Below are 17,596 nucleotides of genomic sequence, written 5' to 3' on the forward strand. Positions count from 1 at the left end.
TAGGAGGTGGAGAAATGATTACAAAGAAAGTACTGTTTTGCGCAACAGTGGACTATCACTTTAAGGCTTTTCATTTACCTTACTTGAAGTGGTTTAAAGAACAGGGATGGGAGGTTCATGTTGCAGCGAGTGGAGAAATCAAATTGCCACATACGGATCAAAAATTCAACATACCGATACAACGTTCACCTTTTAGAATACAGAACTTCGAGGCATATAACAAACTGAAACAACTGATGGATTACAATAAATATGACATTATCCATTGCCATACACCTTTGGGGGGAGTGCTGGCCAGGTTAGCGGCTCGTAAAGCAAGAGCTACCGGCACGAAAGTCATTTATACTGCTCATGGATTTCACTTTTGTAAAGGATCTCCACTAATAAACTGGTTAATTTATTATCCAATCGAAAAACAGTTAGCAAATGATACGGATTGTTTAATTACAATCAATCAGGAAGACTATCAAATCGCAATGGAGCGTTTCAACGCTAACCAAATTGAACATGTACGAGGAGTTGGAATTGATACGGATTCATTCAGTCCTTTAATAGAAGAAGAAAAGAGTGTTCGAAGACAATCATTTGGGTATCAACCAGATGATTTTTTATTGTTTTATGCAGCGGAATTCAATAAAAATAAAAATCAGAAATACTTGCTAGAAGCCGTAGCTTTAGTGAAAGACGAGCTACCAAAAGTGAAGTTATTACTTGCAGGGGAAGGGGCACTTCTTGAAAGTTGCAAAATGCTGGCTCATCAACTTGGTATCAGTCACATGGTTGATTTTCTTGGGTATCGAAATGATTTGAAGAAACTTGTTCCTATGTGTGATGTAGCGGTAGCTTCTAGTTTACGCGAGGGTTTGCCAGTTAACATAATGGAAGCCATGTCGTGTGAACTGCCTGTCATTGCAGTCAAAAACAGAGGGCATCGAGAGCTTGTTGTTGAAAATGAAACGGGCTGGCTTGTTCAAAATGAACGTCCAGATGAGTTAGCAAAGAAAATTAAAAGGATGGCAATCGACGAGGTTACTAGAAAAGCGATGGGTAAAAGTGGGCGAAAAAGAATGATATCCGAATTCAGTGTAGATCAAATTTTGCTTCATAAGAGTATGATTTACACCTCTTACCTAAAAGAAACGGAGGAGGTTACTTGGGGAGTCCTATAAGAGTTCTTCATGTTGTTGTGAACATGAATAGAGGCGGAGCAGAAACGCTGATTATGAATTTGTATCGCAATATCGATCGTGAAAAGGTGCAATTTGATTTTCTTACTTGTAAAGAAGGGGTTTTTGACTCAGAAATTAAAGCACTGGGCGGGAAAATCCATCGTATTCCTTATGTCAGCGACGTAGGTCATAGGGGATATGTAAGTGAGCTTAATCAGTTTTTTAATCGCCACTCCTATTACCAGATTGTTCATTCGCATCTGGATAAAATGAGTGGGCTAGTACTTAGGGCGGCCAGGAAAGCTAAGATTCCAAATCGGATTGCACATAGTCACAATACGAGTAGTGAAGGAGGGAAAATAGCTAAATTTTATAAATGGTATGTAGGACTACTTATCGATAAAAACGCGAATCATTTATTCGCATGTTCCCGGCTTGCAGCAAGATGGCTTTACGCTAGTAAATCTAGAAGTAGCACGATAATAAAAAATGGAATCGAGTTTGAAAACTTCTCGTTTTCTAAGGAAACTAGGAAAGAAATAAGGAAAGAACTAGATATAAGCAATGAGACATTTGTACTTGGTCATGTCGGTCGCTTTGCGAAACAAAAAAATCATCATTTTCTTATTGAGGTTTTTAGTGATTTTGTGAAAATCAAAAAAGATTCTCTTCTACTATTAGCGGGTGATGGCCCATTACGATCCGAATTAGAAAGAAAGGTGAAAAATTTACAGATAGAAAAAAACGTTAAGTTTATTGGCATTCGTAGTGATATCCATCATGTTTTGCAAGCTTTCGATATATTTGTATTTCCATCTTTTCATGAAGGCTTACCTGTTACATTAATTGAAGCACAAGCTGCTGGCCTGTCGTGTTTCATTTCAGATAATATCACCACTGAAATTGATTTAGGAATGAAGTTGATTCATCAACTTTCGCTTGACGACAAAACTAGTTGGGTAGATCATTTAATGGCTTTTTCGGAGAAGTCGACTTCTCGTTATCAATCGCCACTTGTCTTTACTTTGAAGGGTTATAATATCCTTCAATCAGCCAGACAGCTGGAAGAGAATTACTTAATAATGGGGGGAGAAAAGAATGAAGAAATTAACCATCTTCACCCCAACGTACAATAGAGCTTATTGTCTTATTAATTGTTATGAGAGTTTAATAAGACAAACAAACATGGACTTTGTTTGGTTGATTATTGATGATGGCTCAACTGATGAAACAGAAAAACTGGTCTTTAATTGGATAGAAGATCGCCTAGTTGAAATTATCTACATTAAGCAAGAAAACCAGGGGATGCATGGCGCACATAATACCGCTTATGAATCGATCGAAACAGAATTAAACGTCTGTATTGATTCGGATGATTATATGCCTAATGATGCTGTTGAGAAAATTTTAACCTGCTGGGAGATGTATGGGAGCGATGAAGTTAGTGGAATCATTGGTCTCGATTCTTATACCGATGGAAAGATAATTGGAACAAGACTCCCAAAAGGTTTAAAACGTTCAACGCTTTTTCAATTGTATCGAAAGCATAAAGTTACAGGTGATAAAAAAGTAGTTTATCGAACAGAATTAACACGTGATTTCCCCTATCCTCTTTATAAAGATGAAAAATATGTTGGTTTAGCTTATAAGTATTATAAGCTCGATCAGTACTTCGAGATGATTTTATTAGATGAAGTACTCTGTTGCGTAGAATATCTAGAAGATGGATCTTCGCTTAATATGTTTAGTCAGTATAGAAGAAATCCAAGAGGGTTTGCCTTTTATCGAAGGGAGCTAATGAGCCTTCCATTTGCTGATTACTCATATAAATTCAGACAGGCGATTCATTATGTTTCAAGTAGTATTATGGAAAAGAATCTGAATTACTTACAGAAAGCACCATCCAGAGTGATGACGGTAAGCGCTACACCTTTTGGAATTATGTTGTATTTCTATATTATGTTTAAAACAAGACACGTAAAGACTACGATGTAATCAATTATTGATTCGAAAGGAATATCCTTATGACGATTCTATGGATGACACTTGCCATAGTTTTTCTTTTTGGTTATTTTGCGAGATATGCTTCTGCCACCGTTATTACACATGGATATTCGCATGTTATTCGACCAAGTAAATTGTTTGTACTTGGTTCTATGCTGACTCTAGTTTTTGTTGCCGGTCTAAGGTCTAACATTGGAGATACCTTTAATTACGTTAATATCTATGAAGAAAATACGTTTACCTGGGAGTACGTATTAAGTCAAAAGGATGTCGGTTTCGGAATACTTCAACTGATTTTAAAGGCAATATCAGAAGATCCACAAATTATGATTTTCACAACAGCACTATTCACAAATGCTCTTATTGTCATTATTCTTGCTATCTATTCAAAAAGGATTGAACTCAGTCTATATGTTTATATTACCGGTGGGCTTTTTCTAGTCTCGATGAACGGAATTCGTCAGGCTCTAGCAGGAGCTATTGCTTTTACAGCTACGAAGTATTTAATAGAAGGAAACTTCATTAAATATTCGTTGATCGTAGTGTTAGCGTCTTTTATTCATCAGAGTGCACTCATTTTACTTCCTATTTATTTTGTTGTTCGATTCAAGCCATGGTCGAAGGCAACAATAGCGCTCTTAATTCTTTCCATCTTTATTGTTATGGGGTTTGGAAAGTTCTCCTCTATCCTTTTTTCAGCAATAGAAGATACACAATACGGAGGATACGAAGATTTTAATGAAGGGGGGGCAAGTAAACTAAGAGTTCTTGTCATGGCAGCACCCTTAATCATTGCTTACCTTGGAAGAGATAAGCTTAAGAGATTGTTTCCAAAAAGTGATGTCATCGTGAATATGACTTTACTGAGTGTCGTGTTTATGATTGTTTCAACCCAAAGTTGGATATTTGCTAGATTTACCATTTATTTTGGACTTTACCAACTCATTCTGATTTCCTGGATTGTTGACCTTTTTAAGCAACGTGATCAGAAGGTCATTTATTATGGAATCCTTGTTTGCTATCTTGCTTATTATTATTACGAAAATGTAATCAGCTTAAATATCATTTATAAGAGTAATTTTTTAACTTGGTGATAATAAAAACCATAATGAAGGAGAGAGTTATGTGGGGGCAGCACTAAGTATTACACAGGAAAAGCTTCAAGAAGTCTTATTGCTAGCAAGAGAGAAAGGGAATCTGGACGGAGATTTATCTGCTTCACATTTAGTAGAGGAGATCAAAGACAATCTTTTATCTTCTAGTATGATCAACTTGAAAGAAACAACTTAGGTTAAAGGGATGAAGCGATTAATAGATGTAGCAGTCTCAACAACTTTACTCGTTGTACTATCGCCTATCGTAGGCGTTTTAAGTCTAAAAGTTAAAAAAGATATGGGAACACCAGTCATCTTTAAGCAACAAAGACCGGGACTAGATGAGGAACCATTTCTTTTATGTAAGTTCCGAACGATGGAGAATGTAACCGATGAGAATGGCCATTTACTTTCTGATGAGCATCGCGTGACTAAGGTTGGAAAGTTTCTCAGAAAATACAGCCTTGACGAATTACCTCAGCTTATCAATGTGTTAAAAGGTGAAATGAGTCTTGTAGGACCGCGACCTTTGTTAATGGAATACTTACCCCTCTATTCAGAAGAACAAAAGATTCGCCATCAGGTAAGGCCAGGCATGACAGGATGGGCACAGGTGAACGGAAGAAATGCTATCACGTGGGAAGAGAAGTTTAAACTAGACACTTGGTATGTGCAAAACCAATCCATGCTATTAGATTTAAAAATTTTATTGCTTACGATTATAAAGGTAGTGAAAAAAGAAGGCATTAACCAACAAAAAGAAGTACCTATGAATAAATTCAAAGGATCGAAAGAAGTGATTTGAAATGGACGTTATCGTAATTGGTAACGGTGGTCATAGCAAAGTGATTCAAGACATGATCCGATCTCTTTATTATAAGATCATTGCGGTTCTTGATGGTAAGTACATTGAACATAAAATAGAAAGTGGTGTTACTTATGCTCCTATTGAGTTGATTAATGAATACCTAAAACCTGATGTAAGGGTTGTAATTGCTATTGGAGATAATGCTTCCAGAAAAAAGGTTTTCAATCAATTAGCTCTTCATCCAGAACATTATTTAACTGTAATTCATCCATCTTCTGTGGTAAGTTCAACCGCATGCATTGGAGCTGGAACGGTAATCATGCCAAATGCGGTCATCAACACAAACGCAATAATTGGTGATCAATGCATTATCAACACGGGAGCAATTATTGAACATGAGAATAAAGTTGATAACTACTGCCATGTTTCACCTAACGCAACGTTAACCGGGAACGTGTCAACTGGTGAAGGAGTACATATAGGAGCATCAGTTACCGTCATCCCAGGTATATCAATTGGAAACTGGTCAGTTGTTGGAGCAGGAGGAACAGTGATTGAAGATATTCCAGCCTTTTCAACGGCTGTTGGATCTCCTGCAAAAATCATAAGAAAAGGTGGTGATGTGATTGCACAATAAAATTTATCTTTCTCCGCCACACATGTCAGGAAATGAACAGAAGTACATTCAGGAAGCATTCGATTCCAATTGGATCGCCCCTTTAGGAGCTAATGTCGACGCCTTTGAAAAAGAAATAGCCACTTACGTTGGAGCCAGTGATGCCATCGCAGTTAGTTCAGGAACTGCAGCGATTCACCTGGCTCTTTCTTTATTAGGTGTGAGCAGAGGGGATCAAGTTTTCTGTTCAACATTAACGTTTGTCGCAAGTGCTAATCCAATTCTCTATCTAGGAGCAGAGCCTGTTTTTATTGATTCAGAACCTGATACTTGGAATATGTCTCCACAAGCACTTGAAAGAGCTTTAGGAGATGCAGCAAGGGAACAGAGACTTCCCAAAGCAGTAATTGTCGTTCATTTATATGGTCAAAGTGCCAAAATGGATGAAATTCTCACACTGTGTAATCGATACGAAGTGCCGGTCATTGAAGATTCAGCTGAATCACTTGGGTCCACTTACAAAGGAAAGGCAAGTGGTACTCTAGGTAAATTCGGGATTTATTCCTTTAACGGTAACAAGATCATTACGACATCAGGTGGCGGAATGCTTGTTTCAAATGATCTACAAGCGATTCAACAAGCGCGTTTCCTAGCAACTCAAGCACGTGATCAAGCGCACCATTATCAGCATAGTCAACTTGGTTATAACTACAGAATGAGTAATATACTTGCCGGGGTTGGAAGAGCTCAACTGGAAGTACTAAATGAACGTATTGCTTCTAGACGGAAGGTGTTTGATACGTATCTTCTAGAATTTTCTACCCTTCAGGAAGTTGAGTTCATGCCTGAATTGTTAAATACAATGTCTAATCGTTGGCTGACGGCACTCACGATTAATGACCATTCACTCTCCACTTCAAGTGAGATTTTGGAAGTCATGAGACAGCGAAACATAGAAGCAAGACCAGTGTGGAAGCCACTTCATCTTCAACCATTGTACAATCGTGCGAAATATTATCCTCATAAGGAAAAAGATCATGTAGCGGAGAGGCTATTCAGGTCAGGAATATGTCTTCCATCTGGATCTAATCTGTTAGAAAATGATCAACTGTATATTATCGATTGCTTTAAAAAGGCTCTTCGTATGAAAGAACCAGTTAGGGAAATGGTATGAGTCAGAAATGAAGAGGTATATTTTATGATAGGACAAAACATCCTTAAAATTCGTAAGTCCAAAGGTCTCACATTGTCAGAGCTTGCTGAAAGGTCAAAGGTTTCTAAATCATATCTGAGTAACATTGAAAGAAATCTTAAACAAAACCCATCTATTCAAGTTATGGAAAAGCTAGCTTACGTACTCGATGTAGAGCTGAATATGTTGCTTGAAGATGATGAGAAAAAACATCATTTATCAGATCAAGAATGGATCGATTTTGTAAAGGAGTTACGGAAATCTGGTATTCGGAAAGAGCAGCTACGAGAGTATAAGACGATATTGGAGTTTATTAAGTGGCAGAATGAATACCGTGCACGCGAAAGTAATTAAATTAAAGATAACGTTAGGAGGTAATAAATTGATACCTAAAATTATTCATTACTGTTGGTTTGGGGGTGCAGAAAAACCTTCTAAAATACAGAAGTGCATGAATACTTGGAGTGAACACTTATCAGATTATGAACTAGTTGAGTGGAATGAAGAGAATTTTGATTTAAACACTAACTCTTATGTAAGAGAGGCATATAATTCGAAAAAATATGCTTTTGTAAGCGACTTTGTAAGAGTTCATGCTTTATATCATTATGGAGGAATTTATTTAGATACGGATGTAGAGGTAATGAAATCCTTTGATGATTTATTGAACCATAAATCTTTTTGGGGATTTGAACAAGAGAATTACGTCGCTACAAGTACAATTGGTGCAGAAAAAAACAATAAATTAATTGGATGTTTTTTGAATTATTATACCAAAAGGAACTTTATTAACCAAGATGGTGGGAGGGATGAACTAACAAATGTAGCGATTTTGAATGGAATTCTTGAACAAAATGGTTTAAAAGCAAATGGAGAGTATCAAGAAATAAAAGGAATTGGAGTTATTTACCCACAACATTATTTTTCACCTTTTGATTATATAAACTTGAGAAATTTAAAAAATGAGGAATCCTATACACTACACCATTTTTATAAGAGTTGGCTTCCTTTAAGTGTAAGAATAAGGTCATTCATAAAAGTAGTTTTATCAAAAGCAATTGGTGGTGAAAATATTTATAGACTGAGAGAATTATTTTCTAAATGATGTGGAGGACAAGCAATGAAGATAAGTGTTGTGTACTCAAGTGATAATAATTACGCACAGCATGTTGGAGTATCTATATTATCTGTTTTTGAAAACAACCAAGAATTTGAGAATATCGATGTATATCTTATAGAAAATAATATATCAACAATCAATAAGCATAAGTTACAAACTATATGTGAAAAGTATAATAGGAAAATTCATTTTGTTAGCTTTACGCAGTATGAAGAAAAATTAACACTTAAAATGAAGCATTCAATATCAATAAATGCATATGCAAGATTATTTATTTCAGAAATAATAGATAGTAGTGTGAATAAAGTTCTTTACTTAGATTGTGACTCAATCGTAAATGGCAATCTTACTGAGTTGTGGAGTACAGATATAAGTAATTATCATGCAGCAGGTGTATTAGATACAGTAAGCGAGGAAACTAAGCTTAGAGTGAACGTGAATGCAAAATCCCCATATATAAATTCAGGGATGCTTCTTATTAATTTAGCAAAATGGAGAGGAGAAGCAATTAATAAAAAATTTATAGATTTTATTGAATCTTATAATGGTGACGTCTTTCATCACGATCAAGGGGTTATTAATGGTGTATTAAGTGAAAAAATTTTGATTCTTCACCCAAAATATAATGCTATGACTCCTTTTTTCACATTAAAAAGAAGTCAAATAACTAATTATTATGGAATAGAAGAATTCTATAGTGAGGCTGAACTAATAGAGGCAAGAACTTCTCCAGTATTTATACATTTCACTCCTGCTTTTCTCACTAGACCTTGGGTAAAAGGTAGTAAGCATCCTTTAGCAAGTAATTATAAAAAATACTTGGAGATGACACCATGGAATGGAGTAAGGTTTATAGATGACAATCGAAATATAAATGAGAAATTCGTATCTTTCTTATTTAATAAGTTGCCATTTAAGGTGGCAATTAGCTTATCTAGCATAATATATAAGTGAAAATGGGAGAGATTCTATGAAAAAGAAAGTTTTAATAAGTATGTATTCAATGCATATCGGAGGAGCTGAAAGAAGTTTAATTGGTTTGTTGGAAACTTTTGATTACACAAAATTTGATATTGATTTATTTTTATATAGACATGAAGGAGAGTTTCTATCTTATATTCCTAATCAAATAAAATTGATACCACCGATAAAAGAGTACACTACTTTTGAAAGACCAATCGTTGAGATTGTTAAAGAAGGAAATCTATTTTTAGGGAGCGTAAGAATTTTCTCTAAATTGAAAGCTAATATGAAAAATAAAGGATTGAAAAAGGAACAGCGTACTTACAAACAAATGCAATATACATGGCACTATTCATTACCGAAACTACCTGAATTTAAAAAAGATTACGATATCGCAATAAGTTTTTTAGGACCTCATAATTTTATACTTGAAAAAGTACAAGCTCGTAAGAAAATTGGATGGAGTCACACGGATTACTATACAATTGTCAATCCAGATGAAAAACTAGATGAAAAGATGTGGAGTAAGTTAGACTATATAGTTAATGTTTCATCAGATTGTGAGACTTCCTTTCTTAAAGTGTTTCCAAAACTTGAGGGGAAATCAGTAGTTTTGGAAAATATAATTTCACCTTCATTTGTAAGGCAACAAGCTAATGAATGCGTTATTAAAGAAATGCCCAATGATGGATCATTAAAGATCTGTACAGTTGGTAGGTATTCAAACCAAAAAGGTTTTGATATGGCAATCGTTGCATGTAAGGAGTTAATTCAATTGGGATATGATATCAAGTGGTATGTTATTGGTTATGGTGGAGAAGAAGGTTACTTAAGAGAACTAATTAATACACATAATTTAGCAAATAATTTTATACTTTTGGGTAAGAAAAAAAACCCATACCCATATATAAATTCATGCGATATATATTGTCAGCCATCTAGATATGAAGGCAAAGCTGTCACAGTAAGAGAAGCTCAAATCCTCGGGAAGCCTGTTCTTATTACAAACTATCCGACTGCAAAAAGCCAACTGGAGAATGGATTTGATGGTGAGATTTGTGACTTATCAATTGAAGGCATTGTCAACGGTATAAAGGAATTATATGATGATTTATCGAAAAGGAATAAATTATCTAATAATTGCATCAGAAGAGATTATAGTAATAGTTCTGAAATTTATAAATTATACGAATTGATTAATTAATGATATATGTTGCCCTTTTGGGAGGTTTTGAAGATCGATAAAGTAAGTATAATAGTTCCAGTTTATAATGGGGAAGCTCACATAAAAAAATGTTTAGAGAGTATCTTGGTGCAATCATATAGTAATATAGAAATTATAATAATTGACGATGGATCTACTGATAGAACAAGAAGCATCATTAAAGGACTCTCAAAAGAAGATAGGAGGATAAAATATTTTTATCAAACTAATAGTGGACCATCTGTCGCTCGTAACAAAGGAATAAATTTATCGGTTGGTGAATTTATTGTATTCATCGATGCAGACGATACGATTGACGAAGAATATGTAGAACAGTTGGTCTCACATATGTTGAATTCTGGGTCCGACCTAGTTTGTTGCGGCTATAAAGACATTTCTAATCAAGGAATTTTGTTTCTTTCTGATTTTAATTTCTCGAAAAGCACTTCATTGCACTCCTTCATGGACATGGTTTGTAACGGTACTGGGGGAGTTTTATGGAGCAAAATTTTCAAAAAAGATATAATTGAAGCTCACAAAATTAGAATGAAAAGAAATGTATTTATGTGTGAGGATTTAATATTTGTATTGGAGTATGTACTACATTGCAAGACATTTTCTGCAATTAATCAACACTTATATAATTACAACAGACTAAATCAATATAGTATAAGTTCTAATATCACAATCAGTTACTTAAATAGTTTTATCACAGTATGGAAATATGTTGAGAATATTTACCTATCAACAAATCATAGCCAGATAGAAACAAATGAATTAATAAGTAGAAAAGTTCAAGACATAACATTAACAATTATCGGACAAAATATAAAGGAAATATATAATCTTGGAATAAGTAAAGTTATTTTTAATATTAAAGAACTATTAGAGAACCCTTACATTGAGTGCTATAAAGAAAAATTTTCAACTGAAAAATATCTTTATAAGCCATTTATATTGAGTATTAAACGAAAGTCCGTACCAATGATTATTGTGTACGGCTCTTTTTATTTCTTATTAAAAGAAATGAAGAAGATATTTAACTTAAGGAAGAAAGTGACTTTATGAAGAAAAAATTATTATTTGTCATTGACTCACTTGCAATTGGAGGAGCCGAAAAGAGTTTAGTGTCTTTATTAAGTAATTTAAACTCATCTACCTTTGAAGTTGATTTAATGGTGTTTAAAAGTGGAGGAGAACTAGAGAGTTATGTCCCTAATTACGTTAATATACTTCCCCAACTCGAGTATTTTGCCTTTTTAAATGGCGAACCTGTATTATTATGGAAAAAAATATTCTTCTCATATTACAGATGGAAAGCTTCTATAAACTTAAGGTTAAATAATTTTAGAAGAAATGCTTTACACAGTGAGCAGGTGATATATAAAAGTGCTGGTAATATATTGCTAACTGATTTAAAAAAGGAATATGACGTTGCTATTGCCTATAGCCAAGGGTTACCGACTTATATTGTGGCTAATAAAATTATTGCTGGAAAAAAACTTGCATGGATAAATACCGACTATGCCAACACTCTTTATAACAAGGATATCGACTACATTTCTTATAAAAAAATAGACAAAATTATAGCAGTATCTGAGAATACCAAAAAGTCTATATTAAAAATAAGAAGAGAATATATCAATAAAGTAGAGGTTGTCATGGATATCCTTGATCCAGAAATTATTTATAGTATGGCAAATGAAAAACCTAGTGAAGAATTTAGTAATGTGAATATAAAAATTTTAAGCGTTGGAAGATTAGAATCTGTTAAATCATACGATAGAGCTATTAAAGTGGCTGAAATGTTAAAAAATTCTAGCTGTAACTTTAAATGGTATGTAATTGGCGAAGGTTCTGAGAGGCGGAAATTACAAGAAATGATAGATACTTTCGGTTTAAACGATTATTTTATATTAATGGGAAAAAAAATCAATCCATATAAATATATGAATTGCTGCGATATATATGTTCAAACATCCATAAAAGAAGGATTTGGACTCACAGTCAGTGAAGCAAAAATCTTAAAAAAACCTATAGTATGTACAAACTTTCCAACTGCGAAAGAAATAATTACTCATAAGGTAGATGGACTAATTGTAGAACAAAATATAGAAAACATTTATGAAGGCATAATGAAACTAATCAATGATACTGAGTTGAATAAAAGTATAATTAATCAGTTGAATAATACTGTTCCATATAATTCCAAAAGCGAGATTGAAAAAATTTATCAAATAATCCATAAAGAAGTGTAGGTGGAAATTTTGAAACGGATTTTTGTAGACATTTACTTACAATATAATCTTGGAGATGATTTATTCTTAGATATTCTTGCTGAAAAATATCCCGAAACTCAATTTACTATCAATTATTTGGGGAAGAATTACAATCAATTCATTTCAAAATATAAAAATGTTGTTGCTAGAAAATATACATTTTTAAACAAAATAGAGCAGAGGCTCAAGATTAAAGATTCAATCACTAATTTTGACTCTGTTGCTGATGAGCACGATGGACTTTTGTTCATTGGTGGATCTATATTCCGAGAAGAGCAATACCACAAGTCTCTGTATAGTGAAAGAATGAAGTTGATTAAAGAGTTTAAAAAGCGAAACAAAGCAGTATTTATTTTAGGTGCAAATTTTGGACCTTACACATCTAATGAATTTATAGATGACTATAAAAAACTATTTAAATTATGTGATGATGTATGTTTTAGAGATGTTTCCTCTTTTACAATTTTTGAAGATATTCCACAAGTGAGAATTGCCCCAGATATAGTTTTTCAAATGAAAACAGAGCAATACAAACCAGAAGAGAAAACAAACACAATAGGGTTTTCAATAATAGATGTAAATCATAAGAAGGGACTATCCAGTTACAGTAAAGAGTATATAGATAGTACTGTGAAAACCATTGATACATTTGTGGAAAAAGGGTATGAATGTTGTTTAATGTCATTTTGTGAGAAAGAGGGTGACTTAAAAGTAGTTAAAGCCATTATGTCGTCCCTCGATTCTAATACATTAAATAGTGTGAAAATATACAATTACAAGGGAAATTTAAAAGAAGCTATTACTTTAATAGCTTCTTTTAAGTTAATTGTGGCAGCTAGATTTCATGCAAATATTTTGGGGATGTTATTAGGATCCAAAATAATACCTATCATTTATAGTGATAAAACCTCCAATTTGCTTAAAGATCTAAACATGAGCGATTTAGGTATTGATATGTTGAATATCCAATTTCAACATGATGAGAATTATATTAGTAGAGCGCTTAATAGTAAAACAGATTTGAGCGGTGTAATAATAAACTCAAGTAATCAATTTGCAAATTTGAATAGATTTCTTAAAGGTCGATACTTAGATTGGGGTGAAGTATGAAAAAGAAAGTAATTTTTATGCTAATAAACATGAACATTGGAGGCACTGAAAAAGCGTTTTTGAATATGATTAGTAAAATGTCAAAAGAAGAATATGAAATAAGCGTGTTTTTATTAGAAAAGTCAGGAGGCTTTTTGAAATATATTCCAGACCATGTACAGATAGAAATACTGGAAGAATATAAAGAAATAAAAAAAATGTATGAAAACTCACCATATTGCAATGTGATTTCTCTATTCAAAGAGGGCAAATTCATCAATTCATTTATGTTATTGAAATGTTACTTATCATCAAAATTATTAAAAGATAGAAGGATTTATATTAGTTATTTACTTAAGGACTGTTCAATAAAATATGGTTATGATATAGCCGTTGCTTATGCTGGACCTATGGATTTAATATCTTGTTATGTATTAAAAAAGATTAAAGCCAGAAAAAAAATCCAATGGGTTCATTTTGATGTTACTAAAATATCATTTAATAAAAAATCAGAATCTAAAATGTTTAAAAAATTTAGTGAAATATTTGTGGTTTCAGAAGAAGGTAAAACTAAATTGATTAGTATGATTCCAGCAATAAAAAATAAGGTCGAGGTATTTCCAAATTTAATCTCTTCAGAACTAATAAGTAGTCAAGCTAAAAATGGGAAAGGTTTTAATGATGAATTTGAAGGAATTAGAATTTTAACTGTAGGACGACTTTCAGGGGAAAAAGGACAAGATTTAGCTATTAAAGTGCTAGCTGAATTAGTGAAAAAAGATCTTAATGTTAGGTGGTATTGTCTTGGTGAAGGAAATTCAAGAAAGAGGTATGAAAAGCTAGTAGAAGAATATCAGATGAAAAATGAGTTTGTTTTCCTGGGGAGAGATTCTAATCCATATCCTTATATTGAACAATGTGATATTTACGTTCAACCTTCCAGACATGAGGGATTTTGTATAACTCTTGCTGAAGCAAAGTATCTAAATAAACCTATAGTAACTACTAATTTTACAGGCGCAAAAGAACAAATAGTAGACGGTGTGACAGGCTTGATCGTTAGTACTGATAACGAAAAAGAATTGTTGAATGGAATATTAAGATTGATAAAAAATCCAGATTTACGCAAAAATCTATCTCTCAACTTACGAAAAGAAATATTAGATTCAGCCCAAGAAAATAAAATTGTAAAAGAATTCATTCCATAGGAGGTTTCCATTTGAAAAGTATAGTAATTGTTACCAGGAGGCTAATAGTAGGGGGGATAGAGAAAGCATTACTATCTATGCTAGAAGTTATACCTAAGGATAAATTCAAAATTACTTTGTTGTTAATGGGGGCTGAGGGAGAGCTTGTAAAAGATATTCCCACACATGTCGAAGTGAAATTTATCTTCGGAGAAGAAAAAACTACTCAAAAAATTTGGCGCGGATTAAAGAAAGGTAAGTTTAAAGAAATTAGCAGCTTAATAAAATATAGGTTTATGGTTAAGGAATTTAAAACAATATATGAAAGAGAGTATTATGAATCTCAAATGTTACCTATTTTAGAGACAGAATATGATATAGCAATAGCCTATCATACACCTGCATCATTTCCGGTTGTTTATGTAATGAAAAACATAAGAGCAAGTGTCAAAGTTGCATGGATTCATAGTGATGTCTCTCAGTATGAAAAAGAATTACAACCTTATAAGGATTTATATGTAAATTACGATCGAATATTCTGCGTATCAGAATATGCCAAAAAGGAATTTTTGAAAATGTTCCCTGGGTTAAAAACTAAAACTAATGTATTTTACAATATTATAAATAAAAATAATCTGATATTACTCTCAGTAAAAGAAAAGGGATTCACAGATGAGTTTGATGGTATTCGTATACTAACTATTGGGCGATTAAGTGCACAAAAAGGTCAAGACCTTATACCCAAAATTTTATCTGATTTAATTTCAAATGGATTAAATGTTAAATGGTATTGTATAGGAGAAGGTGACGGAAGAAAACAAATTGAAAATGCGATTAAAAAACATGGAGTAGCTGATCATATGATTTTGTTAGGAACTTTAACAAATCCCTATCCGTTTTTAGCACAATGTGATTTGTATGTTCAACCTTCCAGACATGAGGGATACTGTATTACACTTGCAGAGGCAAGAGCGTTTAATAAGCCGATTGTGACAACAGACTTTGTTGGGGCTAGAGAACAAATTACTCACTTACAAACAGGATTAATAACTAATTTTGATAGTGATAAGATATTTTCATCTGTTCTTAAAGTATTAAATGATAAAGAATTGGCTACCAGGCTTCAGGATAATTTAAGTAAGAAGGAATTTGTTGGAGGGCATTCAGAAATAAATAAACTTTATAAATGTATAGATTGATATAGTTACAATGAGGAGTAGTTAACAAATGAAAAGCCAACTAAAAGGTGGGGCTATTTTATCTTATTTAGGTCTCTTTATAAATAGTGCAATTTCTTTAGTTTATATACCTATTATGTTGCAAGTGCTTGGTAAGGAAGAATATGGTTTATATATCTTAGCTACTTCAGTTGTAGGTTTTTTAGCAGTCCTTAACTTCGGTTTAGGAAATGCACTAATTCGATACAGTGCAAAATATAGAGCTTCTAAGGATTATGAAGGTTGTTATAATCTTTATGGTATGTGTTTCTTAATATACTCTATATTAGGTGTACTTGCATTTGGAATAGGTATGATTTTAATTAATAATATAGATACTTTGTTTTCACTTTCTTTAAGTGAAAACGAATTAAAAAAAATAAAAATATTAATGATGATTATGATAATAGGAGTAAGTGCAGAAATAACATTTGGAATATTCAATGTAATAGTTTTAGCGCATGAAAAATTCATTTTTCAAAAAGCATTAGTTATTATTACCTCCTTATTAAATCCAATATTAGTATTACCCTTACTGTTACTGGGATATAATACAATATCAATGGCAGTAGTTACAACTTCTTTAAGTTTCTTCACCATAGTAATTAATATGTATTTTAGTTTAAAAATTATTAAGGTAAGATTTAATTTCAAAAAATTTGACAGGACTTTATTTAAAGAAATTTTAACCTTTTCAGTGTATATCTTTTTGAATTTAATTATTGACAAAATTTATTGGTCAACTGATCAATTGATTTTAGGTGTATATAGCGGTACAGCAGCAATCGCCATATACACAATTGGAACAGCATTTACAGGTTATTTCTTAGGTTTCTCTTCAGCTATTTCAAACCTATTTTTAACTAGAGTAACTACTATAGTTGTTAATGGAAAAGTAGGTGATGAATTATCAAATTTGTTTATTAAAGTGGGGAGAATTCAGTATATTATCATTTCTTTTGTACTTTGTGGCTTTATAGTACTGGGGGAAGAATTTATTAGTTTATGGGTTGGTGAAAAATATGAGAATTCATACTTAATTGCCCTCTTAATATTAATTCCTTTAGTATCATCACTGATACAAGGGATAGGAGGTACAATACTCCAAGCAAAGAACATGCATAAATTTAAATCAATGGTGTTTTTAAGTATAGCAATAATGAATGTAGTGTTAAGTTTGATATTTGTTCAATTTTGGGGGGCGGTGGGAGCCGCTCTTGCTACAGGTATTGCTTTTACTTTAGGAAATACCATAGTAATGAATGTTTACTACTGGAAAAAAATAAAAATCGACATACCTAGATTTTGGAAAAATATATTAATGATGAGTATGCCTATGATCATTAGTGTGATTTTAATAAATAAATTGAATAGTTTTTACACGGTTAATAGTTGGGGAATGTTAATTGTGAAAATACTTGTGTTTTCTATGTTTTACATATCTTTAATGTGGTATGTTGCTTTAAATAATGAAGAGAAAGCACTAGTTTCTAAACCAGTAATAAAACTCATTAGTAAACCTTTTAATAATAGAAATGACTTTAAAGTGGATAATTAATTAAAAGATGAACATCATTCTTTAAACATGGAGAATTTATTAGGAATTCTTTATATCTAGTCTGAACAGGATGGATTAAAGATACGTATTATTTAA

18 protein-coding genes are annotated in these 17,596 nt (G+C 32.7%); all 18 read left to right on the plus strand.

Annotated elements, in window-relative coordinates:
• The first annotated feature begins 14 nt into the window (after positions 1-14).
• From PQ578_RS02205 to PQ578_RS02290, 18 genes are read left to right on the plus strand one after another with little or no spacing between them, the layout of a single operon-like run.
• A complete protein-coding gene (locus PQ578_RS02205) occupies positions 15-1,169 on the plus strand; it encodes a glycosyltransferase family 4 protein (protein ID WP_273832003.1) in 1,155 nt (384 codons plus the stop codon).
• On the plus strand, positions 1,154-2,305 hold the full coding sequence (locus PQ578_RS02210; protein ID WP_273832004.1) for a glycosyltransferase family 1 protein: 1,152 nt from the start codon (positions 1,154-1,156) through the stop codon (positions 2,303-2,305). The genes PQ578_RS02205 and PQ578_RS02210 overlap by 16 nt, the downstream gene beginning before the upstream one ends.
• On the plus strand, positions 2,268-3,164 hold the full coding sequence (locus PQ578_RS02215) for a glycosyltransferase family 2 protein (RefSeq protein ID WP_273832005.1): 897 nt from the start codon (positions 2,268-2,270) through the stop codon (positions 3,162-3,164). The genes PQ578_RS02210 and PQ578_RS02215 overlap by 38 nt, the downstream gene beginning before the upstream one ends.
• A gap of 29 nt (positions 3,165-3,193) precedes the next feature.
• Positions 3,194-4,267 carry an EpsG family protein gene (locus PQ578_RS02220; RefSeq protein ID WP_273832006.1) on the plus strand — a complete coding sequence of 358 codons (1,074 nt, stop codon included), beginning with the start codon at positions 3,194-3,196 and terminating at the stop codon, positions 4,265-4,267.
• 31 nt (positions 4,268-4,298) lie between these two features.
• Entirely contained in the window at positions 4,299-4,463 is a 165-nt protein-coding gene (locus PQ578_RS02225) for a YwzD family small protein (protein ID WP_273832008.1), read from the plus strand.
• Between the two features lie 9 nt (positions 4,464-4,472).
• A complete protein-coding gene (locus PQ578_RS02230) occupies positions 4,473-5,072 on the plus strand; it encodes a sugar transferase (protein WP_273832009.1) in 600 nt (199 codons plus the stop codon).
• A gap of 1 nt (position 5,073) precedes the next feature.
• Positions 5,074-5,712 (plus strand): acetyltransferase, encoded by a 639-nt coding sequence (locus PQ578_RS02235; protein ID WP_273832010.1) that lies wholly within the window; start codon positions 5,074-5,076, stop codon positions 5,710-5,712.
• Between the two features lie 22 nt (positions 5,713-5,734).
• On the plus strand, positions 5,735-6,865 hold the full coding sequence (locus PQ578_RS02240; protein ID WP_273833230.1) for an aminotransferase class I/II-fold pyridoxal phosphate-dependent enzyme: 1,131 nt from the start codon (positions 5,735-5,737) through the stop codon (positions 6,863-6,865).
• A 24-nt stretch (positions 6,866-6,889) separates the two neighbouring features.
• Positions 6,890-7,237, plus strand: coding sequence for a helix-turn-helix domain-containing protein (locus PQ578_RS02245; RefSeq protein WP_273832012.1), 348 nt, complete (start codon positions 6,890-6,892; stop codon positions 7,235-7,237).
• Positions 7,238-7,265: 28 nt separating this feature from the next.
• Positions 7,266-7,988, plus strand: a complete 723-nt coding sequence (locus PQ578_RS02250) for a glycosyltransferase family 32 protein (RefSeq protein WP_420541501.1) — start codon at positions 7,266-7,268, stop codon at positions 7,986-7,988.
• Between the two features lie 15 nt (positions 7,989-8,003).
• A complete protein-coding gene (locus tag PQ578_RS02255) occupies positions 8,004-8,957 on the plus strand; it encodes a glycosyltransferase family 8 protein (RefSeq protein ID WP_273832014.1) in 954 nt (317 codons plus the stop codon).
• Between the two features lie 16 nt (positions 8,958-8,973).
• Positions 8,974-10,170 (plus strand): glycosyltransferase, encoded by a 1,197-nt coding sequence (locus PQ578_RS02260; RefSeq protein WP_273832015.1) that lies wholly within the window; start codon positions 8,974-8,976, stop codon positions 10,168-10,170.
• 27 nt (positions 10,171-10,197) lie between these two features.
• Positions 10,198-11,238: a glycosyltransferase family 2 protein gene (locus PQ578_RS02265; protein ID WP_273832016.1), complete on the plus strand. Its 1,041-nt coding sequence runs from the start codon at positions 10,198-10,200 to the stop codon at positions 11,236-11,238.
• Entirely contained in the window at positions 11,235-12,428 is a 1,194-nt protein-coding gene (locus PQ578_RS02270; RefSeq protein WP_273832017.1) for a glycosyltransferase, read from the plus strand. The genes PQ578_RS02265 and PQ578_RS02270 overlap by 4 nt, the downstream gene beginning before the upstream one ends.
• Positions 12,429-12,437: 9 nt before the next feature.
• The gene (locus PQ578_RS02275; protein WP_273832018.1) at positions 12,438-13,559 is read left to right on the plus strand and encodes a polysaccharide pyruvyl transferase family protein; all 1,122 of its coding nucleotides are present in this window, start codon (positions 12,438-12,440) and stop codon (positions 13,557-13,559) included.
• Positions 13,556-14,746: a glycosyltransferase gene (locus PQ578_RS02280; protein ID WP_273832019.1), complete on the plus strand. Its 1,191-nt coding sequence runs from the start codon at positions 13,556-13,558 to the stop codon at positions 14,744-14,746. Before PQ578_RS02275 ends, PQ578_RS02280 begins: the two co-directional genes overlap by 4 nt.
• A gap of 11 nt (positions 14,747-14,757) precedes the next feature.
• Entirely contained in the window at positions 14,758-15,924 is a 1,167-nt protein-coding gene (locus tag PQ578_RS02285; protein WP_273832020.1) for a glycosyltransferase, read from the plus strand.
• A gap of 28 nt (positions 15,925-15,952) precedes the next feature.
• Positions 15,953-17,500, plus strand: coding sequence for an oligosaccharide flippase family protein (locus PQ578_RS02290; RefSeq protein ID WP_273832021.1), 1,548 nt, complete (start codon positions 15,953-15,955; stop codon positions 17,498-17,500).
• The last annotated feature ends 96 nt before the right edge of the window (positions 17,501-17,596 follow it).

The sequence above is a fragment of the Guptibacillus sedimenti genome (assembly GCF_028610665.1).
Classification (GTDB): domain Bacteria; phylum Bacillota; class Bacilli; order Bacillales; family Guptibacillaceae; genus Guptibacillus; species Guptibacillus sedimenti.

Bases quoted from the DNA above. Each gene is read 5' to 3' on its own strand.
- PQ578_RS02205 (WP_273832003.1), top strand. From the start codon at position 15: ATGATTACAAAGAAAGTACTGTTTTGCGCAACAGTGGACTATCACTTT.
- PQ578_RS02215 (WP_273832005.1), top strand. From the start codon at position 2,268: ATGAAGAAATTAACCATCTTCACCCCAACGTACAATAGAGCTTATTGT.
- PQ578_RS02220 (WP_273832006.1), top strand. From the start codon at position 3,194: ATGACGATTCTATGGATGACACTTGCCATAGTTTTTCTTTTTGGTTAT.
- PQ578_RS02230 (WP_273832009.1), top strand. From the start codon at position 4,473: ATGAAGCGATTAATAGATGTAGCAGTCTCAACAACTTTACTCGTTGTA.
- PQ578_RS02235 (WP_273832010.1), top strand. From the start codon at position 5,074: ATGGACGTTATCGTAATTGGTAACGGTGGTCATAGCAAAGTGATTCAA.
- PQ578_RS02240 (WP_273833230.1), top strand. From the start codon at position 5,735: ATGTCAGGAAATGAACAGAAGTACATTCAGGAAGCATTCGATTCCAAT.
- PQ578_RS02245 (WP_273832012.1), top strand. From the start codon at position 6,890: ATGATAGGACAAAACATCCTTAAAATTCGTAAGTCCAAAGGTCTCACA.
- PQ578_RS02255 (WP_273832014.1), top strand. From the start codon at position 8,004: ATGAAGATAAGTGTTGTGTACTCAAGTGATAATAATTACGCACAGCAT.
- PQ578_RS02260 (WP_273832015.1), top strand. From the start codon at position 8,974: ATGAAAAAGAAAGTTTTAATAAGTATGTATTCAATGCATATCGGAGGA.
- PQ578_RS02270 (WP_273832017.1), top strand. From the start codon at position 11,235: ATGAAGAAAAAATTATTATTTGTCATTGACTCACTTGCAATTGGAGGA.
- PQ578_RS02280 (WP_273832019.1), top strand. From the start codon at position 13,556: ATGAAAAAGAAAGTAATTTTTATGCTAATAAACATGAACATTGGAGGC.
- PQ578_RS02290 (WP_273832021.1), top strand. From the start codon at position 15,953: ATGAAAAGCCAACTAAAAGGTGGGGCTATTTTATCTTATTTAGGTCTC.